Origin of the sequence: Paraburkholderia bryophila (genome assembly GCF_013409255.1) — a bacterium.
Classification (GTDB): Bacteria; Pseudomonadota; Gammaproteobacteria; order Burkholderiales; family Burkholderiaceae; genus Paraburkholderia.
Genome location: NZ_JACCAS010000001.1, coordinates 1,372,421 through 1,395,894, shown reverse-complemented (window position 1 = coordinate 1,395,894; position 23,474 = coordinate 1,372,421). Strand labels below are relative to the sequence as shown.

General features: G+C 62.4%; 25 protein-coding genes. 15 read left to right on the top strand and 10 right to left on the bottom strand.

All coding sequences use genetic code 11. The features are described from left to right. The first annotated feature begins 12 nt into the window (after positions 1–12). Positions 13–642: a GNAT family N-acetyltransferase gene (locus tag GGD40_RS06250; RefSeq protein WP_179705629.1), complete on the top strand. Its 630-nt coding sequence runs from the start codon at positions 13–15 to the stop codon at positions 640–642. Between the two features lie 153 nt (positions 643–795). Here GGD40_RS06250 and GGD40_RS06245 read toward each other — a convergent pair whose 3' ends face one another. Then, complete coding sequence (locus GGD40_RS06245) at positions 796–957, bottom strand: DUF1328 domain-containing protein (protein ID WP_035551387.1); 162 nt, start codon at positions 955–957, stop codon at positions 796–798. A gap of 204 nt (positions 958–1,161) precedes the next feature. On the opposite strand from GGD40_RS06245, the gene GGD40_RS06240 reads away from it, so the two are divergent. The 11 genes from GGD40_RS06240 (at position 1,162) to GGD40_RS06190 (ending at position 12,264) form a co-directional block, all read left to right on the top strand. Next, positions 1,162–2,139, top strand: coding sequence for a LysR family transcriptional regulator (locus tag GGD40_RS06240; RefSeq protein ID WP_179705627.1), 978 nt, complete (start codon positions 1,162–1,164; stop codon positions 2,137–2,139). A gap of 123 nt (positions 2,140–2,262) precedes the next feature. Next, positions 2,263–3,762, top strand: a complete 1,500-nt coding sequence (locus GGD40_RS06235; RefSeq protein ID WP_179743130.1) for a 2-hydroxymuconic semialdehyde dehydrogenase — start codon at positions 2,263–2,265, stop codon at positions 3,760–3,762. After that, the gene (locus GGD40_RS06230; RefSeq protein WP_179743129.1) at positions 3,759–4,580 is read left to right on the top strand and encodes a 2-keto-4-pentenoate hydratase; all 822 of its coding nucleotides are present in this window, start codon (positions 3,759–3,761) and stop codon (positions 4,578–4,580) included. Before GGD40_RS06235 ends, GGD40_RS06230 begins: the two co-directional genes overlap by 4 nt. A gap of 11 nt (positions 4,581–4,591) precedes the next feature. Continuing rightward, positions 4,592–5,542 (top strand): acetaldehyde dehydrogenase (acetylating), encoded by a 951-nt coding sequence (locus GGD40_RS06225; RefSeq protein WP_179743128.1) that lies wholly within the window; start codon positions 4,592–4,594, stop codon positions 5,540–5,542. A 30-nt stretch (positions 5,543–5,572) separates the two neighbouring features. Beyond that, positions 5,573–6,610: a 4-hydroxy-2-oxovalerate aldolase gene (gene dmpG / locus GGD40_RS06220; protein WP_179743127.1), complete on the top strand. Its 1,038-nt coding sequence runs from the start codon at positions 5,573–5,575 to the stop codon at positions 6,608–6,610. Beyond that, positions 6,607–7,383, top strand: a complete 777-nt coding sequence (locus tag GGD40_RS06215; protein WP_179743126.1) for a 2-keto-4-pentenoate hydratase — start codon at positions 6,607–6,609, stop codon at positions 7,381–7,383. The genes dmpG and GGD40_RS06215 overlap by 4 nt, the downstream gene beginning before the upstream one ends. Continuing rightward, the gene (locus GGD40_RS06210; RefSeq protein WP_035551368.1) at positions 7,380–7,808 is read left to right on the top strand and encodes a RidA family protein; all 429 of its coding nucleotides are present in this window, start codon (positions 7,380–7,382) and stop codon (positions 7,806–7,808) included. Before GGD40_RS06215 ends, GGD40_RS06210 begins: the two co-directional genes overlap by 4 nt. 33 nt (positions 7,809–7,841) lie before the next feature. Next, positions 7,842–8,366, top strand: a complete 525-nt coding sequence (locus GGD40_RS06205) for a 3-hydroxyanthranilate 3,4-dioxygenase (protein ID WP_035551364.1) — start codon at positions 7,842–7,844, stop codon at positions 8,364–8,366. A gap of 26 nt (positions 8,367–8,392) precedes the next feature. After that, the gene (locus tag GGD40_RS06200; protein WP_179743125.1) at positions 8,393–9,415 is read left to right on the top strand and encodes an amidohydrolase family protein; all 1,023 of its coding nucleotides are present in this window, start codon (positions 8,393–8,395) and stop codon (positions 9,413–9,415) included. Between the two features lie 78 nt (positions 9,416–9,493). Continuing rightward, positions 9,494–10,723 (top strand): kynureninase, encoded by a 1,230-nt coding sequence (gene kynU, locus GGD40_RS06195; protein WP_179705613.1) that lies wholly within the window; start codon positions 9,494–9,496, stop codon positions 10,721–10,723. 140 nt (positions 10,724–10,863) lie between these two features. Then, a complete protein-coding gene (locus GGD40_RS06190) occupies positions 10,864–12,264 on the top strand; it encodes an amino acid permease (protein ID WP_179705611.1) in 1,401 nt (466 codons plus the stop codon). 205 nt (positions 12,265–12,469) lie between these two features. Here GGD40_RS06190 and GGD40_RS37210 read toward each other — a convergent pair whose 3' ends face one another. Beyond that, complete coding sequence (locus tag GGD40_RS37210) at positions 12,470–12,826, bottom strand: hypothetical protein (RefSeq protein WP_179743124.1); 357 nt, start codon at positions 12,824–12,826, stop codon at positions 12,470–12,472. A gap of 236 nt (positions 12,827–13,062) precedes the next feature. Continuing rightward, positions 13,063–13,740 carry a response regulator transcription factor gene (locus GGD40_RS06180; RefSeq protein ID WP_179705607.1) on the bottom strand — a complete coding sequence of 226 codons (678 nt, stop codon included), beginning with the start codon at positions 13,738–13,740 and terminating at the stop codon, positions 13,063–13,065. A 3-nt stretch (positions 13,741–13,743) separates the two neighbouring features. On the opposite strand from GGD40_RS06180, the gene GGD40_RS36640 reads away from it, so the two are divergent. Further along, the gene (locus tag GGD40_RS36640) at positions 13,744–13,983 is read left to right on the top strand and encodes a hypothetical protein (RefSeq protein WP_218900825.1); all 240 of its coding nucleotides are present in this window, start codon (positions 13,744–13,746) and stop codon (positions 13,981–13,983) included. A 398-nt stretch (positions 13,984–14,381) separates the two neighbouring features. Here GGD40_RS36640 and GGD40_RS37330 read toward each other — a convergent pair whose 3' ends face one another. From GGD40_RS37330 to GGD40_RS06155, 6 genes are all read right to left on the bottom strand, one after another. Further along, positions 14,382–14,693 (bottom strand): c-type cytochrome, encoded by a 312-nt coding sequence (locus GGD40_RS37330; protein WP_373565321.1) that lies wholly within the window; start codon positions 14,691–14,693, stop codon positions 14,382–14,384. A gap of 146 nt (positions 14,694–14,839) precedes the next feature. Beyond that, positions 14,840–16,642 (bottom strand): hypothetical protein, encoded by a 1,803-nt coding sequence (locus tag GGD40_RS06175; protein ID WP_179705602.1) that lies wholly within the window; start codon positions 16,640–16,642, stop codon positions 14,840–14,842. Between the two features lie 19 nt (positions 16,643–16,661). Beyond that, positions 16,662–17,702, bottom strand: a complete 1,041-nt coding sequence (locus GGD40_RS06170) for a porin (RefSeq protein WP_035551342.1) — start codon at positions 17,700–17,702, stop codon at positions 16,662–16,664. 203 nt (positions 17,703–17,905) lie between these two features. Beyond that, complete coding sequence (locus GGD40_RS06165) at positions 17,906–18,931, bottom strand: porin (RefSeq protein ID WP_179705598.1); 1,026 nt, start codon at positions 18,929–18,931, stop codon at positions 17,906–17,908. Positions 18,932–19,028: 97 nt separating this feature from the next. Further along, the gene (locus GGD40_RS06160; protein WP_179743123.1) at positions 19,029–19,976 is read right to left on the bottom strand and encodes an NAD(P)-dependent oxidoreductase; all 948 of its coding nucleotides are present in this window, start codon (positions 19,974–19,976) and stop codon (positions 19,029–19,031) included. A gap of 8 nt (positions 19,977–19,984) precedes the next feature. Further along, positions 19,985–20,413, bottom strand: coding sequence for a VOC family protein (locus tag GGD40_RS06155; RefSeq protein ID WP_179705594.1), 429 nt, complete (start codon positions 20,411–20,413; stop codon positions 19,985–19,987). Positions 20,414–20,647: 234 nt separating this feature from the next. Between GGD40_RS06155 and GGD40_RS06150 the strand changes: the two genes are divergently transcribed. Together GGD40_RS06150 and GGD40_RS06145 are read left to right on the top strand one after the other, a co-directional pair. After that, positions 20,648–21,610, top strand: coding sequence for an alpha/beta hydrolase (locus GGD40_RS06150; protein ID WP_179743122.1), 963 nt, complete (start codon positions 20,648–20,650; stop codon positions 21,608–21,610). 133 nt (positions 21,611–21,743) lie between these two features. Continuing rightward, entirely contained in the window at positions 21,744–22,697 is a 954-nt protein-coding gene (locus GGD40_RS06145) for a dihydrodipicolinate synthase family protein (RefSeq protein WP_179743121.1), read from the top strand. A gap of 23 nt (positions 22,698–22,720) precedes the next feature. Here GGD40_RS06145 and GGD40_RS06140 read toward each other — a convergent pair whose 3' ends face one another. Beyond that, positions 22,721–23,380, bottom strand: a complete 660-nt coding sequence (locus GGD40_RS06140) for a GntR family transcriptional regulator (protein WP_179705588.1) — start codon at positions 23,378–23,380, stop codon at positions 22,721–22,723. Positions 23,381–23,474 lie beyond the last annotated feature (94 nt).

The following is a 23,474-nucleotide window of genomic DNA, read 5'->3' as shown; positions in this document are numbered from 1 at the left end:
GAGGTGCTCACCGTGAAGCAACGTGCAACGCAGCAGCAATCCGTTCGCATCGACTACGTGTATCACGGCGTCGGCCGTGTCGAATTGCGCCGCTTCGATCCGGCGCGCGATTCGTTCGTCGCGTTGACGGCGTTGCTGCATCGAGCCTTCGCACCGCTAGGCGAGGCCGGTCTCAATTGCACCTGTGTGGATCAAACGGTCGACACCACCCGCTCGCGCGCCACGCGCGGCGATTGCTACGTCGCGGTGTGCGAGGGCCGCCTCGTCGGCACGATGACGCTCTATGCACCGGACCGCGAATCCTCATGCGAGCTGTACCGGCGCGACGATATCGCCAGCTTGCGGCAGTTCGCCGTGGAACCGATGTGGCAGGCGCGCGGCATCGGCACCTTGCTGATTGCGTTCGCCGATCACTGGGCCGCGACGCGCGGTTATGCGGAGCTCGCGCTCGATACGCCGCAACCGGCCGCGCATCTGATCGCGTTCTATCGTGGGCAGGGGTTTCGTATCGTCGACTTCGTGCGCTTCGACGGCAAGCACTACGACAGCGCGATCCTGAGCAAGCCGCCGGTGGCGACACGCACGCTGGCTAACTGGTCGCATCGATTGAGTGTGCCGGCGCCGGTCGCGCGCGCGGCTTGAACGATGGTCTGAAAAGAATAAGCCCCGGTGCGCGCAGCAACTATTGCAATACCGTGTGGCAATTATTGCAATGAAGCCGCAACGAGCGCTGACGCGCGCACCGGGGCGGGGGCATCCGTAATGAAGTGACGGACGCCGATGGGGTGAGGGCGCTCAGCGCCGCATCACGCCCATCAGCAAGGTGACGAGGAAGATCACCACGAAGATGAAGAACAGCACCTTGGCAATTTCCGTGGCGCCAGCGGCTATGCCGCCGAAACCGAACACCGCGGCAATGATGGCGATGATGAAGAAGATAACAGCGTATCGAAGCATGGGGCCTCCCACCGATGGATTGCTGGATTGAACTTGAAAACGGCCACGCGTTGTGGGCACGACGTGCTTTGACGGGGTGTGTGCCGGCGAGCGGAATAGAGCAATAGGTGTGCCCAGACAGGACGAACCAAGGGGTGGCCCGGATCGGCCGCACGGTTTTGTGCTGTTACCATCGCGCATCGTCGATTTCCGCGCTCCTTCGCCATGCAATCCAATCCGCTCAGCGAGATCTCCCTGATCCGCAAGCTGAAGCTCAATCAGCTCATGATCTTCGAACGTGTGCTGGAAACGCGTTCTGTCGTGCGCGCGGCCAATGAAATGCGCCTGACGCAGCCGGCCGTCACCAAGGTCATCCACGAGCTCGAGTCCTGTTTCGACGGCGCGCTGTTCGCCCGCTCGAATCGCGGCGTGGTGCCCACCGACCTCGGGCTGCTGCTCGGGCGGCGCGTCAAATCGCTGATGGCGGAACTGCGCTATATGACCGACGAGCTGAACGATTTCCGCCTCGGCACCAGCGGTCATGTGATCGTCGGTACGCTGATTTCGGCGTCGGCGCGGCTCTTGCCCACCGCGATCGCGATGCTGAAGGCGCGCACGCCGAACGTGCTGGTGACGGTGCGTGAGGGCACCACCGCGCATCTGTTCCCGGCATTGGCCACCGGTGACCTCGATATTGTGGTCGGCCGCCTGCCCGAGCGTGAATTGCCGATTGCCAGCGCGTTTCCGCTGACGCACGAGGCGCTGTTCGACGAATCCCTGTGCGTGGTGGTCGGCAAGGGCTATGGCCCGGCGCCGGCGGGCGTCACGCATCTGGCGGAGCTGGTCGGCTCGCCGTGGATCCTGCCCACGCCCGATTCGCCCGCGCGGCTTTCGGCGGAACATCTGTTTCGGGCGGCGGGCTTGCCGTTGCCGACCGATATCGTCGAGTCGCTGTCGCTGCTGACGAATATCGGTCTGCTGCTCGACACGCCACGTATCGCGCTGATGCCGCGCGTTGCGGCGCAGCAGTTCGAAGACGCCGGTTTGCTGCGGATTCTCGATCTGCCGGAGAGCGGCGCGTTCGGCACGGTCGGCTTCTCGGTGCGCTCGCACAAGGAGCAGAGCGCCGCGTGTCAGGCCTTCGTGGAATGCTTGCGCGAGGCGGTCAGCGTGGCCGCGCCCGTGGCCGACGTGGTGGCTTGAACGGTCTGAGCAGGCCGTTTCTGGTATTCCCCTTTAGCATACCCACCACCCAATCTTTGATTACCGCCGCGCGAAGCCTCGACCTTAGACTCCTGCCCATACTTCAATCGAGCAGGAGACGTTGTGACCTTCACCCCGGCCGCCGCGCAGCGCGCTCAATCTTCAGGTGCGTTACTTCGCCATTACGTGAATGGCGAATTCGTCGCCACCGCCACCACTTTTCCTAACTTCAGTCCGGTCGACGGCCACGAACTCGCGCAGGTCTGCGAGGCCGACGCCGCCACGGTCGACGCCGCCGTGCGTGCCGCCGCCGCCGCGCAACGCGCCGGTTGGCGCAACACCACGCCGGCGCAGCGCGCCGACTGGCTGCACAAGATCGCCGACGGCATCGAAGCGCGGTTCGACGATTTCGTCGCCGCCGAAGTCGCCGACACCGGCCGTCCACTTGAGCAGGCCCGCAAGCTCGACATTGCGCGCGGCATCGCGAACTTCCGCACGTTTGCGGATCTGATCCGCACCGCCAACAGCGAGTTCTTCGAAACCCACGCGGCCGACGGCAGCGAACTGATCAACTACGTGACGCGCAAACCGCTCGGCGTGGTGGGCATTATTTCGCCGTGGAATCTGCCGTTGCTGCTGTTCACGTGGAAAGTCGCGCCGGCGTTGGCCATGGGCAATTGCGTCGTCGCCAAGCCTTCGGAGGAAACGCCGACTTCGGCCACGCTGCTGGCCGAAGTGATGCACGACATCGGTCTGCCGCGTGGCGTGTTCAATCTGATTCACGGTCACGGGCCAAATGCGGCCGGGGAATTCCTGACGCGTCATCCGGAGATCAGCGCGATCACGTTCACCGGCGAATCGCGCACCGGCAGCACGATCATGAAAACGGTTGCCGACGGCGTGAAGGAAATCTCGTTCGAACTCGGTGGTAAAAACGCCGCGGTGGTGTTCGCCGACGCGGACTTCGATGAAGCGGTGGCCGGCGTGCTGAAGTCGAGCTTCACGAATGCGGGCCAAGTGTGTTTGTGCAGCGAGCGCGTGTATGTGGAGCGACCGATTTTCGAGCGCTTCGTCGCGGCGCTGAAGGAAAAGACCGAAGCGCTGCGGATCGGTGCGCCCGACGATCCATCGACCACGATGGGCCCGCTGATTTCGCGCGGGCATCGCGAGAAGGTGCTGTCGTATTTCCGGCTGGCGGTCGAAGAGGGCGCCACCGTCGTAACGGGCGGCACCGTGCCGCAATTCGGCGACGCGCGTGATCAGGGCGCGTTCGTGATGCCGACCATCTGGACCGGCCTCGCGGATAACGCTCGCTGCGTGAAAGAAGAAATCTTCGGACCTGTGTGCCACGTTGCACCGTTCGATAGCGAAGACGAAGTGATCGGCCGCGTGAACGACAGCGCGTACGGTCTCGCCGCCAGCGTCTGGACCACGCACCTGGCTCGCGGCCATCGCGTCGCGCGGCAGATCGAAACCGGCATCGTGTGGGTCAACGCGTGGTTCGTGCGCGATCTGCGCACGCCGTTCGGCGGCACGAAGCTCTCGGGCATCGGACGCGAAGGGGGGCGTCATTCGCTCGATTTCTATTCGGAACTGACCAACGTTTGCGTGAGGATCGCATGAGCGCCATCGACCTGAACGCCGCACGACTGATTGCCGATGCACTGTGGCAAGCGCAGCGGAACGGCGCCCCCATCTCACCGCAGCGTGATGCGATCGCCGCGCTCGGCGGCGACGCGCTCGAAGCCGCGTACGCGGTGCAGCGTTTGAACACCGAGCGCAAGCTCGCAAGCGGCGGCCGACTGGTGGGTCGCAAAATCGGCCTGACGTCGAAAGCCGTGCAGACGCAGCTCGGCGTCGATCAACCGGACTTCGGCATGCTGTTCGACGATATGTCGATTGCCGACGGCGAAGAGATCGCCTTGTCGCGCACGCAGCAGCCGAAAGTGGAAGCGGAAATCGCTTTGGTGCTCGCTCGCGATCTGCCGCACGAACGTCACACGATCGCCGATCTGATCGGCGCGACGGCTTACGCGTTGCCCGCGATCGAGATCGTCGGCAGCCGGATTGCCAACTGGGATATCCGCCTGACCGATACGGTGGCCGACAACGCCTCCAGCGGCCTGTTCGTGCTCGGCAACCGCCCGGTCAAACTCGACGCGTTCGACGCGATCCAGTGCGGCATGGTGATGGAGCGGCGCGGCGATCAGGTGAGCGTCGGCGTCGGCGCGGCCTGCCTCGGCAATCCGCTGTACGCGGCCGTGTGGCTCGCCAATACGATGACGCGCGTCGGCGCGCCGCTGCGGGCCGGCGACATCGTGCTGACCGGCGCGCTCGGGCCGATGGTCGCCGTGAACGCCGGCGACGTTTTCACCGCCCATATCGAAGGACTCGGCTCCGTTAGCGCGAGCTTCGCTCATCACCCTGACTCCACGTCGTGACCGGGAACGCCATGCACGATCAACTTCAGCAGGACAAGCAGGCCGTCGCCATTATCGGCTCCGGCAACATCGGCACCGATCTGATGATCAAGGTGCTGCGAAACGCGAAGCACCTGAAAATGGGCGCGATGGTCGGTATCGATCCGGCTTCGGACGGCCTCGCGCGCGCCGAACGGCTCGGCGTGCCGACCACCGCGAACGGCATTGAAGGCCTCGTCGCCATGCCGAATTTCAGCGACATCCGCATCGCGTTCGATGCCACCTCGGCCGGCGCGCATCATCGCCACGCCGCTGTACTGCGCGAGCACGGCGTGACCGTGATCGATCTGACGCCGGCCGCGATCGGACCGTTCGTCGTGCCGGTGGTCAATCTGTTTGCGCATCTCGACGCACCGAACCTGAACATGGTCACCTGCGGCGGCCAGGCGACGATTCCAATCGTGCATGCAGTGTCGCGCGTTGCGCCGGTGCGGTATGCGGAAATTGTTGCGTCGATTGCGAGCCGTTCGGCCGGGCCCGGAACGCGCGCCAATATCGACGAGTTCACCGAGACCACCTCGAAAGCGATCGAAACGGTGGGCGGCGCGACGCGCGGCAAGGCCATCATCGTGATGAATCCGGCCGAGCCGCCGCTGATGATGCGCGACACCGTCTACTGCCTGACCGAAGAAGAAGCGGACACCGACGAAATAGAAAGCTCGATTCACGCGATGGTCGCCGCGGTGGCGAGCTACGTGCCCGGCTACCGGCTGAAGCAGGCCGTACAGTTCGACCGCTATACCGCGGCGAATCCGCTGGCGCTGCATGCGAACGAGCGCCGCGCGGGCCTGAAAGTGAGCGTGTTCCTCGAAGTGGAGGGCGCCGCGCATTACCTGCCTTCGTATGCGGGGAATCTGGACATCATGACCTCGGCGGCGCTGGCCGCGGCCGAGCAGATCGCGGCCAGCCGCGTGGCGGCGTGACGTGACGGCGAAGACACGAGGACAAACGCAATGACCGATAGCAACAAGATTTACGTTTCGGATGTGACGCTGCGCGACGGCATGCACGCGATCCGCCATCAGTATTCGTTGGAACATGCCGCGGCAATCGCGGGCGCGCTCGACGAAGCGGGCGTCGACAGTATCGAGGTCGCGCATGGCGACGGCCTGTCCGGTTCCAGCTTTAACTACGGCTTCGGCGCGCATACCGATCTCGAATGGATCGAAGCCGTCGCGGCAACCGTGAAGCGCGCGAAAGTCGCCACGCTGCTGTTGCCCGGCATCGGCACCGTCCACGATTTGCGTGCGGCGTATGACGCTGGCGCGCGTGTCGTGCGGATCGCCACGCACTGTACCGAAGCCGATATTTCGAAGCAGCATATCGAGTACGCGCGGTCGCTCGGCATGGACACCGTCGGTTTTCTGATGATGTCGCATATGACCTCGCCGGATGCGCTGGCGAAGCAGGCGAAGCTGATGGAAAGCTACGGCGCGCAGTGCGTGTATGTGGTCGATTCGGGCGGCGCGCTGAATATGCGCGACGTCGGCGAGCGTTTCGATGCATTCAAGGCCGTGCTCGATCCGGCCACGCAAACCGGCATGCACGCGCATCACAATCTGTCGCTGGGCGTGGCGAATTCGATCGTCGCGCTTGAACATGGTTGCGACCGCATCGATGCGTCGCTCACCGGTATGGGCGCCGGCGCCGGCAACGCGCCGCTCGAAGTGTTTATCGCGGCGGTGGATCGTATGAAGCTGAACCACGGCTGCGACGTGAAGAAGCTGATCGACGCCGCGGAAGATATCGTGCGTCCGTTGCAGGAGCGGCCGGTGCGCGTGGACCGGGAAACGCTCGCGCTCGGTTATGCCGGGGTGTACTCGAGCTTTCTGCGTCACACGGAAGCGGCGGCGGCGAAGTACGGCCTGTCCGCTTTCGAGATCATGGTCGAACTCGGCAAGCGCAGGATGGTCGGCGGCCAGGAGGACATGATCGTCGACGTCGCGCTCGATATGCTCAAGGCGCGCGAGCTGGCGAAGGAGGCCGCATGATCTCGCTGGACGCGATGGCCGAGCGCATCGACAACGCCGCGCGCCACGCGGACCCGATCGCGCAACTCACCACGGCCACGCCGTTTTCGCTCGACGAGGCGTACGGCATTCAACGCGCCTCCATTGAACGGCGCATTCACCGCGGCGAAAGCATGGTCGGCGTGAAGCTCGGCTTTACGAGCCGCGCGAAAATGATCCAGATGGGCGTGGATAGCCTGATCTGGGGCTGGCTCACCGACGCCATGCTCGACGAAGACGGCGGCCGTGTCGCGCTCGACCGTTTCATTCATCCGCGTGTCGAGCCGGAAGTCTGCTTTTTGACGAGCCGCGAAATCGATCGACCGCTGACCTTGCTCGAAGCGTCGCGTTACCTCGAAGCCGTGGCCCCGGCCATGGAGATCATCGATTCGCGCTACCGCGACTTCAAGTTTTCGCTCGAAGACGTGGTGGCGGACAACTGCTCGTCCGCAGGCCTGGTGATTGGCCCGTGGACCCGCAGCTTCGACGGTTTGCGCAATGCGGGCGTGACGATGCGTGTCGACGGCCGTGTCGTGCAGGCCGGCTCCACGGCCGCGATTCTCGGCGATCCGTTGCGCTCGGTCGTGCAGGCCTCGCGTCTGATTTCGCAAAGCGGGCTCGTGCTGCCCGCCGGTTCGCTGATCATGGCGGGCGCGGCGACCGCCGCTCATCCGTTGCCGGTCGCCGCGCATGTGCATTGCGTCGTCAATGGCCTCGGCAGTACCGAATTCACTACCTATCGACTCTCTCAATGACCGAACCGACCATTCAAGGGCGCGTGGTGCCCGGCAAAGCGAAACCGCGTGGCCGTTTCCCGCATGTGACGCGGGCCGGCGACTTCCTGTTCGTCTCCGGCACCAGCTCGCGCCGGCCGGACAATACGATTGCGGGCGCCAGCGCCGACGAGCTCGGCACCGTGCAACTCGACATTCGCGAGCAAACGCGCGTGGTGATCGAGAACATTCGCGATATTCTTCAGAGCGAAGGCGCGGATCTGTCGAACCTCGTCGAGATCTCGTCGTTTCTCGTCAACATGAACGACTTCGGTGGCTACAACGCCGTGTATGGCGAGTACTTCGACGAAACCGGCCCGACCCGCACCACGGTCGCCGTGCATCAATTGCCTCATCCGCATCTGCTGATCGAGATGAAGGCGGTGGCGTACGCACCGAAACGCTAGACACGCGCGCTAAAACCAAACCAAGAGACAGCCATGCTCACGTACGGCAAACCGTTCAATTTCCCGCGCTGGATCGACGATCACGCGCATTTGCTGAAGCCGCCGGTCGGCAACCAGCAGGTGTGGCAGGACAGTGATTTCATCGTCACGGTGGTGGGTGGACCGAATCACCGCACCGATTATCACGACGATCCGCTCGAGGAATTCTTCTATCAGATGCGCGGCAACGCGTACCTGTATCTGTGGATCGATGGTAAGCGAGAACGCGTCGACCTGAACGAAGGGGATGTGTTTCTGCTGCCGCCGCATGTGCGTCATTCGCCGCAGCGGCCGGAGGCGGGCAGCGTCTGCCTCGTGATCGAGCGGCAGCGCCCGCAAGGCGTGGTGGATGGCTTCGAATGGTATTGCGACGACTGCGGGCAGCTCGTTTATCGCGTCGAGGTGCAGCTCAAGAGCATCGTCAACGATCTGCCGCCGCTGTTCAATGCGTTCTATGCGTCGGAAGAGAAACGCCGCTGCGCGCATTGCGGCCATGTGCATCCCGGCAAGGCCGTCTGACTCAAACGATACCCGACAGAATCACGATGACACTTCGAATCGACATGCATTCCCACTTCTTTCCGCCGATCACGCGGGAAGAGGCCGCGCGCCTCGACGCGGACCACGCGCCGTGGCTGAAGATCGACGCGGATGGCGAACGCGGCATGATCATGACCGGCGACAAGAGCTTTCGCCCGGTGTATCGCGCGCTGTGGGACCCGGCGCTGCGCATCGCGGAGATGGACGCGCTCGGCGTGGATATTCAACTGATGTGCGCGACGCCCGTGATGTTCGGCTATCGCTACGATGCCGGCGCCGCGCACGCGTGGGCCGCGCGCATGAACGACCAGGCGCTCGAACTCTGCGCGTACGCACCGCAACGTTTGATGGCGCTCGCCCAAGTGCCCTTGCAGGATATCGATCTGGCGTGCCGCGAGGCGACCCGCGCGCATCGCGCCGGCCACCGCGGCGTGCAGATCGGCAATCACCTCGGCCCGCGCGATCTCGACGACGAACACCTCGTCACCTTCCTCACGCATTGCGCGAACGACGGCATTCCGGTGCTGGTGCATCCATGGGACATGATGACCGACGGCCGCATGAAAAAGTGGATGTTGCCGTGGCTCGTGGCGATGCCGGCCGAAACGCAATTAAGCATGGTGTCGCTAATTTTGTCGGGGGCATTCGAGCGGATTCCGAAGTCGCTCAAGCTGTGCTTCGCGCACGGCGGCGGCAGCTTCGCGTTCCTGCTCGGCCGCGTGCAGAACGCGTGGGAACAGCGCGACATTGTGCGCGAGGATTGCCCGAATCCGCCGGTGTCGTATCTCGATCGCTTTCACGTGGATAGTGCGGTGTTCGACCAGGGCGCGTTGCGACTGCTGGTGGACACGATGGGCGAGGATCACGTGCTGCTCGGTTCCGACTATCCGTTTCCGCTCGGCGAGCAGAAGATCGGCGATCTCGTCGCGCATCACCCGCAGTTGAGCGACACGGCCAAAGCGAAGATTCTCGGCGCCAATGCGCAGCGCTTCTTCGATTTGCCGGTGGACGTCGCGCACACCGTTTAAACCGACTCCGGCAACGCAGCCCGCATTGCGTTTCGTCAGTCCAGTCATTGCAATAAGACATCACAGGAAACAAGCCAGATGATCACCCGGGAACACTGCGCCGCGCTCGATGCGGCCGATACCTTGGCCCACTGCCGCGCGCGCTTCGATCTGCCCGCCGACACGATTTACCTCGACGGCAATTCGCTCGGCGCGATGCCCTCCAATGTGCCCGCACGGATCGAGCAGGCGTTGAAACAGGAATGGGCGCATGGCCTGATCCGTTCGTGGAACGACGCCGACTGGTATCCGGCACCGCAGCGTACCGGCAACAAGATCGCGAAGCTGATCGGCGCGGGGCAGGACGAAGTGATCGTCGCCGATTCGACTTCCGTGAATCTGTTCAAGGTGCTGGTAGCGGCTACGCGCATGCGACCCGGCCGCAACGTGATTCTGGCCGAGCGCACCAATTTTCCGACCGACGTGTATATCGCGTCGAGCGTCGCGGAGATGACCGGTTGCGAATTGCGCTGCGTCGATCCCGATGAGATCGTCGCGACGATCGATGACAGCGTGGCGATCGTCTCGCTCACGCAGGTCAACTACAAGACCGGCAAGCGCTACGACATGGAAGCGGTGACGCGTCAGGCGCATGAGGCCGGCGCGCTGATCGTGTGGGACCTGTGCCATTCGGCGGGCGCGATGCCGGTCGGTCTGAACCGTTGCGACGTCGATTTCGCGGTGGGTTGCGGCTACAAGTATCTGAACGGCGGCCCCGGCGCGCCGGCATTCGTGTTCGTCGCGTCGCGCCATATCGAAGCGATGCGTCAGCCGCTGACCGGTTGGCACGGCCATTCGAAGCCGTTTGAATTCACGCACGACTACGCGCCGCATCCGGGCATTGACCGCATGCTGACGGGGACCGCGCCGCAACTCGGCGTGATTGCGCTGGAGAGCGCGCTCGAAGCATTCGACGGCGTCGATCTCGATGTGTTGCGAGACAAGAGCGTGGCGCTCGGCAATCTGTTTATCGAACTGACCGATCAGGAATTGAAGGGGTTGGGTTGCACGCTGGCGTCGCCGCGCGATGCGGAGCAGCGCGGCAGCCAGGTGTCGCTCGGACATGCCGAAGGGTACGCGATCATGCAGGCGCTGATTGCACGCAACGTGATCGGCGACTTCCGCGCGCCGGATATTTTGCGCTTCGGTTTTGCGCCGCTGTATGTGCGCTATGTGGACATCTGGGACACCATCGCGCAGCTCAAGGACATCATCTCGTCCGATGCATGGAACACCGACGAGTTCAAGGCGCGTAAGTCGGTGACCTGAGCGCGATTGCGCAATGAGCAGGCAAGCGCCGCGATGCGAGACGTAAAGAGTCGGACAAGAGCGTAAGAGAGTAAGACGACAGCGCGGCACCGGCGGCGTGCGTGCGACGCACGCGGCCGCATCCAGGAGGAGACACAAAGATGACGCAAGAGCAGCGAGGCTTCGACACGATTGTCGAACGCGAAAAGGGACTGCACCGTGGACTGTCGACGGGGCAATTGTCGATGATCGCGATTGGTGGTGCGATCGGCACGGGGCTGTTTCTGGGCAGTGGATTTGCGATCGGGTTTGCCGGGCCGAGCGTGCTGGTGAGTTATGCGATCGGCGCGCTGATCGCGTTGCTGTTGATGGGATGTCTGGCGGAGATGACGGTCGCGCATCCTACTTCGGGGTCGTTCGGGGCTTATGCGGAGCACTATATTGCACCGTGGGCCGGGTTTCTGGTGCGGTATGCGTACTGGTCGTCGATTGTTTTTGCGGTCGGCACCGAAGTGACGGCGATTGCCGTTTATATGAAGTACTGGTTTCCTGCTGTGCCTGGATGGTATTGGATTGTGGGATTTTCCGCTGCGCTGATCGGGATCAACTCGGTGAGCGTGAAGGTCTTCGGCGCGGTCGAGTATGTTTTCTCGATGCTGAAGATCGTGGCGATTGTCGGCTTTATTCTGCTTGGTGCTTATGTGGTGTTTGGGGCGCCGGCTCAGTCTTCTATTGGGTTTGCCAATTACACGTCCCATGGCGGGTTCTTTCCGAAAGGTGTGTGGGGGATGTGGGTCGCGGTGATTGTTTCGATCTTCAGCTACTTGAGCATCGAGATGATTGCTGTTGCGGCGGGGGAGGCCAGGGATCCGCAGAAGGCTATTACCCGGGCGTTTCGTGCGACGATGTTCCGGTTGGTGTTTTTCTATCTGCTGACGCTGGCTTTGATGCTGGCTATCGTTCCTTGGAATGCGGCTGGGACCGATGAGAGCCCGTTCGTGCGGGTGATGGCCGCTACGCATGTGCCGGGGGCCGCTGGAGTCATTAATTTTGTGATTCTTGTGGCGGCGTTGTCGGCGATGAATAGTCAGCTGTATATCACTACACGGATGATGTTTAGTCTTTCTCGGGCGGGGTATGCGCCGAGGCGGTTGGGGGCGCTGAGTTCTAATGGGGTGCCTGTGGCGGCGTTGTGGCTTTCTACCATTGGGATCGCTCTGGCTACTGTGCTGAATGTGGTCTATCCCGATGCTTCGTTTGTGCTGATGATGTCCGTCTCCATGTTCGGGGCGATGTTTACCTGGTTCATGATCTTTGTTACTCATCTGTTTTTTCGGCGCAGACATGCGCGGGCGTCGCTCTCGTTCAAGATGTGGGGGTTTCCTTTTACTTCCCTTCTCGGGGCTGGGCTCATGCTGAGTGCGCTTGCTACTACCTGGTTTACTCGGGAGTTTCGGTTGACGCTTGTGATTGGGGTGCCGTTTGTTGTTGGGCTGCTTGTTGTTTATTTTGTTTGGTATCGGAAGAGAGTTGGGCGGCCTGCCGGGGTTGAGGTGGCTTGAGGTTAGGGTTGGGTTTTTGGTTTATTGGCCTTTCCTTGCTTTGTTAGTGGTCTATTATCCGTGCTCTCGCACATTCCGCGCTCGTGACAAAGGCGTCAATCTTCCGGCGGCGCTGCGCGCGCCGCCGGGGTCGGTCTTACGTCGCGGTTTTGGGGTTGGTCCTTCGCCGCTTTTGCACTTCACGGTGTCGGGACGTCGGGTCCTCTTACGGACTTGTTCTTCCCCATGTTTTGGCCGAACCTATCGCGTCGTTTACCTTGCCTGTAAAAGCCGCGACTCCGGAAGACTGTGGTGTGAACCACTCCGGTTCGCCCTTCACGTTGCTTACCTTTCCGGCGTAGCCTATTACCGGTAGCCCCGTTCTGTTGGATAACATTTGAGCGTTTGAAAATGGTCCGCCCGTGGCGCCGTAGCAAGATTGCAACTCAACGCGTTTGGTGTCGATGGGGACGTCCTTCGCCCAACTCTTTGCCGCCGTGTAACCACTGGCACAATCGTTTGACTCCAGACGCTTTTCGGCCATGAAGGGCGCGCCGTGAACCGAGATCTTGTGTATAAACATGCTCTCTTCCTTGTGAGTGACGTTCTTACTCCCGTACCGGAAAGCACTTCCGGTAGATCGGGTTCGAACGTTTCGCAGAATAGCGATGCCGTCATCCATTGGGTGTTCAAGGAGTAATACGAAGACCAATGTGGCGATAACTGCGAAAGTACTCCGTGAATTCTTGCGCTCTGTCACGCGTCGTTCATTCAACTGTTGCCTGTTGCCGTTTGTTCTGGTGTCGCTCGCTAGCGTTGCTAGCCGAATCGATAACCGGAGCCGCGCACTGTCCGGATCATTTGTTGCGCGCCGAGCTCGCCGACCTTTTTGCGCAGGCGGGCGACGTGGACGTCGATCAGATTCGTGTCGGGATCGAAATGGCGGTCCCATACGGCTTCGAAGATCATGCTGCGTGTCAGTACCTGGCCCGCGTGCCGCATCATGAATTCGAGTAGGCGGAACTCGGTCGGTTGCAGACAGAGTTTGTCCTGCTGGAACATTAGCGTTCGCTTGACCAGGTCGAGCCGAAGTGAGTCGACGCGCAACATCGGCTGCGCTTCCTTTTTAAGCGATGGCCGTGTTCGTAGCAGCACTTCGATGCGGGCGAGCATTTCGTCGAACGAGAACGGCATGGACATATAGTCATCCGCGCCGGCCCGCAGGCCTTCGATGCGTTCATGCACATCGGCCACCGAACTCACCATCAAAATCGGCGATTGCGCGCCAATGCCGCGCAGCGTCGCCAGAACGCTCAGCCCGTCGAGGTCCGGCGGCGTTCGGCTGAGGATCACGGCGTCGTAGTCCGTGCTCATCAAGCGCCTGATGCCTTTGCGGCCGCTGTCCGTCACGTCGACGGAGATGCCGCCCGCATTGAGCGTGCGGGCGATTTTCTGCGCGACACATTGGTCGTCTTCAATGATCAAGATGTTCCACATGTCATGACCGGCATCGATTTAGCACTATCTGGGCACAGAATCCATCCCTACGCACGCCAGCACGTGTTCATCGACCGCTCAGAGCCGCAGGATGGGGTACAGATGGTTAAACACATCCTCCCGCCGTTTTATTCCACCCCGCAATCGAAACCCAAGCCCACCTGCCGGCAAATGTTCGAAGCAGATAAAAATAATCATTCGACGAGCGCAGGAACGAAGCGATGCAGAACCCAGCACGACTGACGATCGGCTCAACGCCGAGAACGCCGAGAACGCCGAGAACGCCGACGAGCGCGAGACGGAACGCGAGACGGAACGCGAGACGGAACGCGAGAGGGTACGAATGACCGCGGGGGCGCGCGCAGCGCCGCCGGAAGAATGACGCCTTTGTCACTAGCGCGGAATGTGCGAGAACACGGATTCCAGATGAGCCACTACCGTAGTTGCGCGGGGGACCCGCTTAATGGTTAGCGGTGTGAGCCGCTTTCTTTTGCCTACTTTGCTTTGCGGCAAGCCGGCGGCAGGCAAAGAAAAGTAGGTGCCCCCCGCACAGGGGGATCGCTAATAGACCACCGTGAAATCAAGGAAAGGCCAACACCCAAAGAGCACAGAAAAACACCGTCAACAGGCAAACGTCCAAACTACTTAACCCCAAGAATCCACCGAGCAAACCTCTCAGCATCAGCATGAGAAATAGCATTAGCTGGCATACTCGCCCCGGTATTCCACTTCCCAGAACTCCCTTCAAGCATACTTTTCTCAAGCTTGGCAACCGCATCAGGATCCCCGCGATAGCGCTCGGAGATAGCTCGAAAGGGCGGCCCGACTTTAGTGGTATCGATGGCATGACAAGCCCGGCAGGTCTGTTCGCTGGCCGAGGTCGAGTGCGCGACATTCGCAGCATCCCCGGCCGTAGCCGTAGCACCAAAGGCACCAGCACTCCCCCCAACCACACCCACAAGAACCAGAACAACCCCAATCCATTTCACAATCACACTCCAGACAGACGAAACGAAAAAGCCCCACCGAACGAAGTCGCCGGCGGGGCAAAAGCAAAGCGCTCAATCCAACAGCATGGAACAACAAAAAACCAAACTGCTCACCGCGGCGGCCACGGCTTAGCCGGCGCGCCAATCACAGGCTTGCCCAACAACGGCGTCGACAACGCATACGCGCCATTCTCAGTAAAGGCCCAAATGATATTGCGGTCGTACTCGGTATAAATCGCCAGCACACCTTTCCCAAGCGTATAGCTAGGCAACTCACTCTCATCCGCCAACGCAGGCACAAAATACCCGGCAATAGTCGGCTTCTCCGGATTTCGCACATCGAAGATCTGCACACCGGCGTTATAGAACGAGTAAGGAATCACCCCTTGCCGCGACCCGCCAGGCTGCCCAATAGCGTTCGACCGCTTAGGCCCAAAGTTCCCCCCACGCTGGCAGAAGCTGGTAAAAGGCGCCCCCTCAGGCGGCGTAGGCTGCGGCAACTTCGCCGCTACCTTCAGATGTGAAGGATCGCGCGCATCGACGACAAAGATGTCCTTATACGGCTCATAGCAATCGCGATTCATCGGATAACCGCTCGTCAGCACGAACCCTGTGCGCTCGTACTGACTGACATCGGCATTGTCGTATTCGGTGCCCGCGAAACTCGGCGCCGTATTCACATTGCCCAGCACCTTCGGCTTAGCCGGATTCGACAGATCGAACGAATACAACCCGAGCCCACCCATCGCGCCAAAGCCAATCTTGCCGCCTTGCTCCAACGGCTTCGGCAAGAAGATTGGAATCCGCGACCCCATCCACGAAGTACGATTCCCCGCGCGCGGATTCTGCAGATAAGCCTGCTCATGGGCTTCATTACCGAGAATCTGCCCCGGCACCGAGATCTGCGAAACGAACTTCGGATCGGCCGGGTCCGACATGTCCCACACCTGATAGCCCGGCGAATACAGATAGTTCGGGTACTCGGTCAATCCATAGCTGTCATCCGGCGCGGCCGACAGAATCATGTACTTGCCGCCGTAGTACTCCGGCGCATCGAGCGAACCCGAACCCTGCTGCTGGCCGACCGGCGCATCGGGATGCTTGTAGTCGGTGGTACGCGTCGCGATCAGCTTCCATTGGCTCGGCAGCGGGCCGTCCATTTCGAAAACCTTGAAGCCCTTCAGCGAGTTGTAGTGACGCTGCGCTTCGACCTTGTCCGGCTGCTCGCTCTTGTCCGTCATCAGCCCATAGCGGCCAATTTCAAACGACGCCACCAGCACCGGCTTGCCGAGCTTCTTGCTCCACACAATGGTGGCGCCGCCCAGGTAGTTGTGTACGTTGTTCGGATCGAAATGCTCGGTCGGTCCTTTCGGGCCCCACGTGCCGCCTTCCGAAAACACCACCTTGCCGTTGGCGGGATCGGTTACGTCCATGATCCGCAGATAGTCGCGGTCGTGAATGTAGAGGTAACGGCGACCGTCGAAGTCAGCGATATTGTTCCAGGCGTGAAAGGGCGAATCGACGAGCGGATAGAAGGCCAACACCTTCACGTCCTTCGCGTAACTCTTCTTGTCCCACGTGGTCATTTCGCCGGGGAAGCGCTGCCCCTGGTGAACTTCGGGCGTCGCTTTCGGCCACACGAACTGACCGGTCGCCGGGTCCATGCCGTAGTCGACGCCCGGCTTGAGCGGCAGCGGCGGCCGATTCGGCGTCAGGCGCAACCACGCGGCAAGGTACGGGTCTTTGACCGCCGGCGTGCCGGGCGTCGCCGATGCCGCCGCAGCGGTTGCGGCCGCGTCCGATGCCGCGGCCACAGGTTGCGCCGCGTCGCCGCTCGCGTACGCGGCGGCTGACATGAACGCCAGCAGCGCGCCGGTTGCGAGAGTGGATTTCAGATGGCTTGTGCGAAGCATGGGCTTCCTCCTTTTTATATTAAAACGCGTGACGAATACCGAACTGGAAGCCGCTCGGATTCTGTCCCGCGTTCGGATAGACCTGGAACGTCACCGGATACGCGACCGGCACGTTGTTCTGGCTCTTCACGTGAGCGAAAGTGGCATACAGGTCGGTGCGTTTCGACAAACCGTACAGGTAGCCGATCACGCCGCCGGTCGCGCTGGAAATGCTTTTGTTGTTGTCGTCGTGACGATGCACCACGCTGACATACACGCGGCTGCGGCCGTCGATATTCCAGCGCGCGCCGACCTGCGCGTCCCAACCTTGCGAATTGAACGCGACGTACGGCGGATAAGCGTAATAGCCGTTGTACGTGTGATAGATCAGGGTCGGCTCGAAGCCACCGAACTTGTAGACGGCGGCAAAGTAGTTATCGCGCGACGAATGAATCTGCGACGACTTGAAGATGTCCCGCGTGTACTGCAACTCGCTCACCGCGCCGATGAAAATCGGCCCGTGGCGATAGTCGAGGCTGGTGCTCAGAAAACGCCCCGCGCGAGTGCTGTCGCCCACGCCGGTCGTGGCCATGATGCGGCCGGTGAAGCCGTAGAAGCTCGGCGTCTTGTACTGGATCGCGTTATCCACGCGATACGACGCGTAGAAGAACTCCATGTTGTTGACCATACTGAAATCGGCCGCCCAGCTCGGATCGGCGTAGCCCGCAATCCAGTACGACGGCGTGAACTGACGCCCCATGGTCACTTCACCCCAGTTGCCCTTGAGACCGACGAACGATTGACGGAACTGCGTCGACTGCACGCCGGTGTTCGCGGAGAACATCGGCTCGACGGTGAACACGGCCTTGTTGCCGCCGCCCAGATCCTCGACGCCGCTCAGGTTGAAACGCGAGTTGTTCAACCCGCCGCTCGACATGCGCGTGACGTTGCCGCCCGAGCCGGATGAGATCAGATGTTCGATGTTCAGGTCGACATAACCGGACAGCCAGACGCTCGACTGAGCATGTGCCCCGGCGCATGCAAGCATCATGGCGCCTGACACGAGAGTCTTCTTTTTCATTCCATCTCCAAACAGATCGTCGTTCTTTTCGTGTTGTTGAGAGTGCTGTCGTCGCGCGCGACAGCCGCGGTGCCTTCCTTTTCTGTCGTGTATACACAAACTGGAAAAAATTATACCCACGGCAAAATTTGGATTCCGAGCTTTATTTTTTTATACAAAACAGCGGTTTAGTTATAGCGGGTTGACCCGAATGGCATAGCGCGTCAAAACAGATGCCGGATTCCGGTCGCATAGGTCATTGCCGTGCCGTAGCCGGAAAGCCGGTCGTAGACGGTCAGCAGGTACAGATCGGTGCGTTTGGAGAGGAAGTAGTCGAGCCCCGCGGAGCCCGTGTTGCGCCCGCTGACGGCGTTTTTAGGCGCGCTGCGGCGCGTGTACGCCCATTCGGCGAGCGCGCTGAGTTGCGCGGTGAGCGGCACGAACAGGCCCGCTTCGAAGGTGTGCGCGCCGACGCCGGTTGAGTCGGTGCGCAGTCCTTGCAATGCGCCGTACAGTTTGAACAGCGAAAAATCGTACGCACCGCCGACGAGGTACGCGTTCTGTGTCGGCGATGCGACACCGGCCACCACACGCGTGCGTTGCACGGTCGCGACAGCGGTGAGCGAACCGCCGGCATAGGTGGTGGATAACGCGGCGTTGTAGACCCCGTTTGAGCCCGCGAAGCCGCCGGGCGCATACACGGCGGTGGTGGTCAGGCCGTTCAGATTCGGGCTGGTGTACTGAATGCCGTTGTTCCACACGGTATCGCCCGCGATGCTGCCGCCGTACGGCGCGGTGAAGGTCTGCATCACCAGCGGCGAAAACAGGATCGACGCCTGAAACGGATTGACCGCCTGTTCGGCGAGGTAGAGCAGGTTGGTGTGCCGCCCGAGCGTGACGCGGCCGAACGGCCCGGCGATGCCGACGTACGAGTTGCGGCCCCAGAACGGATCGGCGGACGTGCGGCCGACGCCGCCGTTGGTCGGCTGGAAGAAGCTTTCGAGCACGGCGATCGCGCGGTAGCCGGCGCCGAGTTCCTCGTTGACGCGGATGCCCCAGTACGGCGCCGTGAGCCCGGGGCTTTGTTCGGCGATCGCGGCGGGCGGGCCGTTGCTGCGTTTGGTGTCGGCGATATCGAGGCCGACGAGTCCGTACAGCGTGACAGACGTCTGCGCATGAACCACGCGGGACGCGAGTCCCCATGCAGTGACGCAACTGAGCGCGAGCGCGCCCAACGATCGAACGTTCATGGCGGATCCTCTGGTGCGGTTGGGAACAGCGGGAATTGCAGGAACAGCGGGAACAGCGGACGACGGAGAGGGCGGCGCGATACTGCGCCGCCCCGTTTCAGGCAGTGCGCACCGCGAATTCGATCGGTGCGTGGGCAAAGTGCTGCGACAGACTGGCGAGCAACGCGTCGCGCTGCGCGATCCATGAAGCGGGCGAACGCCCCGCAATATGCGGCGTAATCAGCACGCCGGGATGATCGAGCAGCGCGCGCGGCACCTCGGGTTCGCTGTCGATCACGTCGAGCCCCGCGCCCGCGAGCGCGCCGTCGGCGAGCGCGTCGATCAGCGCCTGCGTATCCAGCACTGAACCGCGCGACACGTTCACCACATAGCCGTGCGGCCCGAGCGCTCGCAGCACGTCACGATCGATCAGATGTTTCGTCGCCGGGCCGCCGTTGCAGGCGATCACCAGAAACTCGCTGTCCCGCGCGAGTTCGACGAGGTTGCCGTAGTAGCGGCCGGGCGCGTCGGCATGCGGCTGACGTCCGTGATAGCCGAGCGTGACGTCGAAGCCCTGCGCGCGCGCGGCGATCAACCGGCCGATCCGACCCATGCCGACGAGACCTAGGCGCGCGCCCGTTAGCGTCGGCCGCTCGGCGCGCGAGGTGCGCCAATGGCCGGCGCGCACCGCGTCGGTGAGCGGCGCGTAGCCGCGCGCGAGCGCGAGCAGCAGACCGATTGCATGATCGGCGACAGTCGCCGCATTCGCGCCCGGCGCATGCGTGACGACGATGCCGCGTCGCGTGGCGGCGGCGACATCGACATTCTCGTAGCCCGCGCCGAACGCGCCGACGATTTCGAGCGCGGGCAGCGCGGCCATCTGCGCGTCCGACAAACCGGTCGAGCCGTTGGTCACCACCGCGCGCACGTTCGCCAGTTCAACGCGCGACGACAACGCCTCGACGCTCAAACCATCCGGGTGGTAGTGCAGCGTGTAATCGCGCCGCAGCGCATCGAGCGTCGCGTCGGGCAGCGCGATCAGCGCCAGCACGTGCGTGCTGCTCATGCCCGCGCTCATTGCGGATCGGTGGACGATGCAACCGTCGGCGCCACTTCCTTCACCGCGCCTTTCCAGCCGTTTTCGGTGATGTCGAACACAGTGCCGTCAGGCATCCGGTACTTCACTTCGTAGAACACGTTCGGATCTTTTTCGTGGCGGCCCGTCAGATACGTGCCGCCGGCCGCGACCACGCGCGCCGCGGTGTCGTCGACGTTATCCACCCACATACCGAAGTGGATCACGCCGCGCACGTCCTTCAGGCCCGCATAGCCGGGCACGGTCTCGTCCTTGAAGTTGAGCAGCGCCACGTTCATGGTGCCGTCGGTCATATAGATGCCGCGCATCGCGTTGCCCGCGCGCCGCATGCCGAACGCCTGCTCGAAGAATTGCGCGGCGGCTTCGGGATCTTCCACCGAGAGCGCGATATGACGGAGCTTGTCCATGAGATGTCCTTGGGTTGTCCTGACGATGAATCGCCCGCAGGCGAAGGGAGGGTTGTCGTGACTGTGAATCAAGTGTGTCCGCAACTTCACCAGGTATACTACGGATAACAAATGTATACACAAAAACAAATTGATATACCAGAATGGTCTTCATACGCTGATCGGGGCTAGCTCCGCTTAGGCGGCTTTGCTTCAGCAGCCCGCTGAATCACCGCGATGTATGAAGGACCACCGATGCAGACCTCGCAGGAACCGTTAGGCAGTCTGTCCGCCACGCTCAGGCAGCGCTTCGCGCAGATCGGGCCGGTATGGGGGAGCGACATCAACGCGCACCGCGATCTGGTGATCTGCGCGTATTCGCCGTTGGTGGCCGCGGCGCGTGATGCGGGCGCATCGTTCGAGGCGGCGCGCGACGTTCCGTACGGCAGCCATGAACGGCAGCGGCTCGATGTGTTCGTTTCGGAAGAGACACGACGCAAGGGCAATGCCGATGTCGTGCTGTTCGTCCACGGCGGTGCTTTTCTGCGCGGCAGCAAGAGTTTCAACGGACTGATCTACGACAACGTCTCGCGCTGGTTCGCGCGGCAGGGCTGCGTGGCGCTCAATGTCGAGTACCGCCTCGCGCCGGAAGCGTCGTATCCCGCCGGCGCTGACGATGTCGCCGCCGCGTTGGCGTGGGCGCATGCGCATGTCGTCGAGTTCGGCGGCGATCCGCGCAGGATCTATTTAGTCGGCCATTCGGCGGGCGGCTCACATGTCGCCAGCTATCTGTGCGATCCGCTGTTTGCAGGGCTGCGTGACGGGGAAAACGCGTCGGCTGTGGCGGGCGCGGTACTAATTAGCGCGCGGCTCGCGGCCGATGTTTTCGCGGATAACCCGAATGCCGCCGGCGTGCGCGCCTATTTCGGCGCGGACGAATCACGCTACGCCGCGCGCTCGCCGCTGACCTACGCCGAACACTTCGATACACCGCTCATGGTGGTGGTCGCCGAATACGAGAACCCTTATCTGGATGCCTACGGCGCGGCTTTTTTCGAGCGCGTGCTGCTGGCGCGTCAACGCGCCGGTGACGCGCGAGCGAAACGCGCGCCGCGTTTCATGCAGATGTTGCGGCACAACCATACGTCGGTGGTCGCGCATTTCGATTCGGGCGAGACGTTGCTGGGGGACGCGATGCTTGATTTTTTCGGTGGGTAGGTGGGGCGCGGAGTCGATCGACGACATCCGTTGGCGCAATCGCCCCACGTAGTCGACCGCGCAATCGACGGTCGCAAACGACCGTCACAACCGCACGACCGCTACTGTCCGCACTGCAAACAAGGAGGCCCGCATGTCCCGCACTACGTCCCCGAAACACCCATTCGCGACACCGCGCGTATTCGCGCCGGTCATCACGCCGTTCACCGCGGACTCCACCGTCGACGCGCCGCGCTTCGTCGCGTTCTGTCGCTGGCTGGTCGGGCAGGGCGCGGGACTCGCGCTGTTCGGCACCAACAGCGAAGCCAACTCGCTGAGTCTCGCCGAGCGGCACGCGTTGCTGGACGACGTGATCGACGCCGGCATCGACCCCGCGCAGATGTTGCCGGGCACCGGCGCGTGCGCGCTGCCCGATGCGATCGCGTTGACGCGTCACGTGAACGATGCCGGATGCGCGGGCGCGTTGATGCTGCCGCCGTTCTTCTACCAGGGCGTCAGCGACGACGGCCTGTTCGCGTACTACGCCGACGTGATCGAAGCGGTCGGCTCCGACAGCTTGCGCGTGCTGCTGTATCACATCCCGCAGTTCACCGGCGTGCCGATCACGCACACGCTGATCGAACGGCTGATCGCCGCGTATCCGCGCACGGTGGTGGGCATCAAGGACAGTTCGGGCGATTGGGCCAACACGGCGGCGATGCTGGAGAAGTTTCCCGGCTTCGCGGTGTTTCCCGCGTCCGAGGCGCTGCTCGGCAAGGCGCTGCCGCTCGGCGCGGCCGGCTGCATTTCGGCGACCGCGAATATTCAGCCGCATGCGATTGCGAGCCTGTTGAACGCGGCGACACCGGAAGAGAGAACGCAGTGGGAAGGCAAGGTAGCGACGGTGCGGCTGGCCGTGCAGGCGCAACCGATGATCCCCGCGCTGAAAAGCATCGTCGCGCATTTCGCGAACGACGCCGCGTGGAATCGCGTGCGCCCGCCGCTCACGCCGATGAACCCGGCGCAATCCGGCGCGCTATTGCAGCAGTTGCAGGCGTTGGAGTTCTCGATGCCGTCGATGGCAGCGCTCGCGGCGGTGGCCGCGTGAGCGTGCGGCAATCGAGCCCAACCTCAGGCGTTCTCGCGTTCCGCGCGTTGCCGTTTGAGGCGGCCCAGCACGACGATAGACAGCCGTGCGGTGTGGTCGCGCATGGCGTTGTACGCGCGTTCCGGTTCGGAGTTGAGGATCGCGGAGACGATCTCGCGATGCTCGTCGGTGGCCGACTCGAAGCGCGACGGCGAAGCCGGCTGCGCGGCGCGAAAGCCCGCCAGCCGCTGCCGCTGCACCGCCATGATCGACGCCAGCGACTTGCTTTGCGCGCCCTTGCAGATCAGTTCGTGGAAGTCGCGATTGAGTTCGAAGTACTCCGCTTCATCGCCGCGCGCGATCGCGGCGTTCATTTCGGTTTGCAGTTCTTCGAGCTGTTTCTTCTCGACGAGGCTCATGCGCTGCGCGCTCAGACGGCAACACAGCGCTTCGAGTTCGCACATTGCCTCGAGCATGTCGGCCAGTTCGTCGATGCTGAACTGCGCAACCACCACGCCTTTGCGCGGCGTCAGCTCGACCATGCCGCGCGCGGCCAGTTCGCGCAGCGCTTCGCGGATCGGTGTGCGCGACGCGTTGAAGCGTTCGGCGAGCGCCGCTTCTTCGAGTTTCTGGCCCGGTTCGAGCGTGCCGTCGATGATCTCGTCGCACAGCAAACGGTAAATCTTGGAGGAGAGCGTGGTCATCGTGATGGTCGTGGGTTGAGCGAAACCGTGGGCAGGTGGCCCTCATTATGCGCCAGCGACCCAACCGCCTCAATCGCCACCGCGCATATCCGGC

Bases quoted from the DNA above. Each gene is read 5' to 3' on its own strand.
- GGD40_RS06245 (WP_035551387.1), bottom strand. From the start codon at position 957: ATGCTTCGATACGCTGTTATCTTCTTCATCATCGCCATCATTGCCGCG.
- GGD40_RS06240 (WP_179705627.1), top strand. From the start codon at position 1,162: ATGCAATCCAATCCGCTCAGCGAGATCTCCCTGATCCGCAAGCTGAAG.
- GGD40_RS06230 (WP_179743129.1), top strand. From the start codon at position 3,759: ATGAGCGCCATCGACCTGAACGCCGCACGACTGATTGCCGATGCACTG.
- GGD40_RS06225 (WP_179743128.1), top strand. From the start codon at position 4,592: ATGCACGATCAACTTCAGCAGGACAAGCAGGCCGTCGCCATTATCGGC.
- dmpG (WP_179743127.1), top strand. From the start codon at position 5,573: ATGACCGATAGCAACAAGATTTACGTTTCGGATGTGACGCTGCGCGAC.
- GGD40_RS06215 (WP_179743126.1), top strand. From the start codon at position 6,607: ATGATCTCGCTGGACGCGATGGCCGAGCGCATCGACAACGCCGCGCGC.
- GGD40_RS06210 (WP_035551368.1), top strand. From the start codon at position 7,380: ATGACCGAACCGACCATTCAAGGGCGCGTGGTGCCCGGCAAAGCGAAA.
- GGD40_RS06205 (WP_035551364.1), top strand. From the start codon at position 7,842: ATGCTCACGTACGGCAAACCGTTCAATTTCCCGCGCTGGATCGACGAT.
- GGD40_RS06200 (WP_179743125.1), top strand. From the start codon at position 8,393: ATGACACTTCGAATCGACATGCATTCCCACTTCTTTCCGCCGATCACG.
- kynU (WP_179705613.1), top strand. From the start codon at position 9,494: ATGATCACCCGGGAACACTGCGCCGCGCTCGATGCGGCCGATACCTTG.
- GGD40_RS06190 (WP_179705611.1), top strand. From the start codon at position 10,864: ATGACGCAAGAGCAGCGAGGCTTCGACACGATTGTCGAACGCGAAAAG.
- GGD40_RS37210 (WP_179743124.1), bottom strand. From the start codon at position 12,826: ATGTTTATACACAAGATCTCGGTTCACGGCGCGCCCTTCATGGCCGAA.
- GGD40_RS06180 (WP_179705607.1), bottom strand. From the start codon at position 13,740: ATGTGGAACATCTTGATCATTGAAGACGACCAATGTGTCGCGCAGAAA.
- GGD40_RS36640 (WP_218900825.1), top strand. From the start codon at position 13,744: ATGACCGGCATCGATTTAGCACTATCTGGGCACAGAATCCATCCCTAC.
- GGD40_RS06175 (WP_179705602.1), bottom strand. From the start codon at position 16,642: ATGCTTCGCACAAGCCATCTGAAATCCACTCTCGCAACCGGCGCGCTG.
- GGD40_RS06170 (WP_035551342.1), bottom strand. From the start codon at position 17,702: ATGAAAAAGAAGACTCTCGTGTCAGGCGCCATGATGCTTGCATGCGCC.
- GGD40_RS06165 (WP_179705598.1), bottom strand. From the start codon at position 18,931: ATGAACGTTCGATCGTTGGGCGCGCTCGCGCTCAGTTGCGTCACTGCA.
- GGD40_RS06160 (WP_179743123.1), bottom strand. From the start codon at position 19,976: ATGAGCAGCACGCACGTGCTGGCGCTGATCGCGCTGCCCGACGCGACG.
- GGD40_RS06155 (WP_179705594.1), bottom strand. From the start codon at position 20,413: ATGGACAAGCTCCGTCATATCGCGCTCTCGGTGGAAGATCCCGAAGCC.
- GGD40_RS06150 (WP_179743122.1), top strand. From the start codon at position 20,648: ATGCAGACCTCGCAGGAACCGTTAGGCAGTCTGTCCGCCACGCTCAGG.
- GGD40_RS06145 (WP_179743121.1), top strand. From the start codon at position 21,744: ATGTCCCGCACTACGTCCCCGAAACACCCATTCGCGACACCGCGCGTA.
- GGD40_RS06140 (WP_179705588.1), bottom strand. From the start codon at position 23,380: ATGACCACGCTCTCCTCCAAGATTTACCGTTTGCTGTGCGACGAGATC.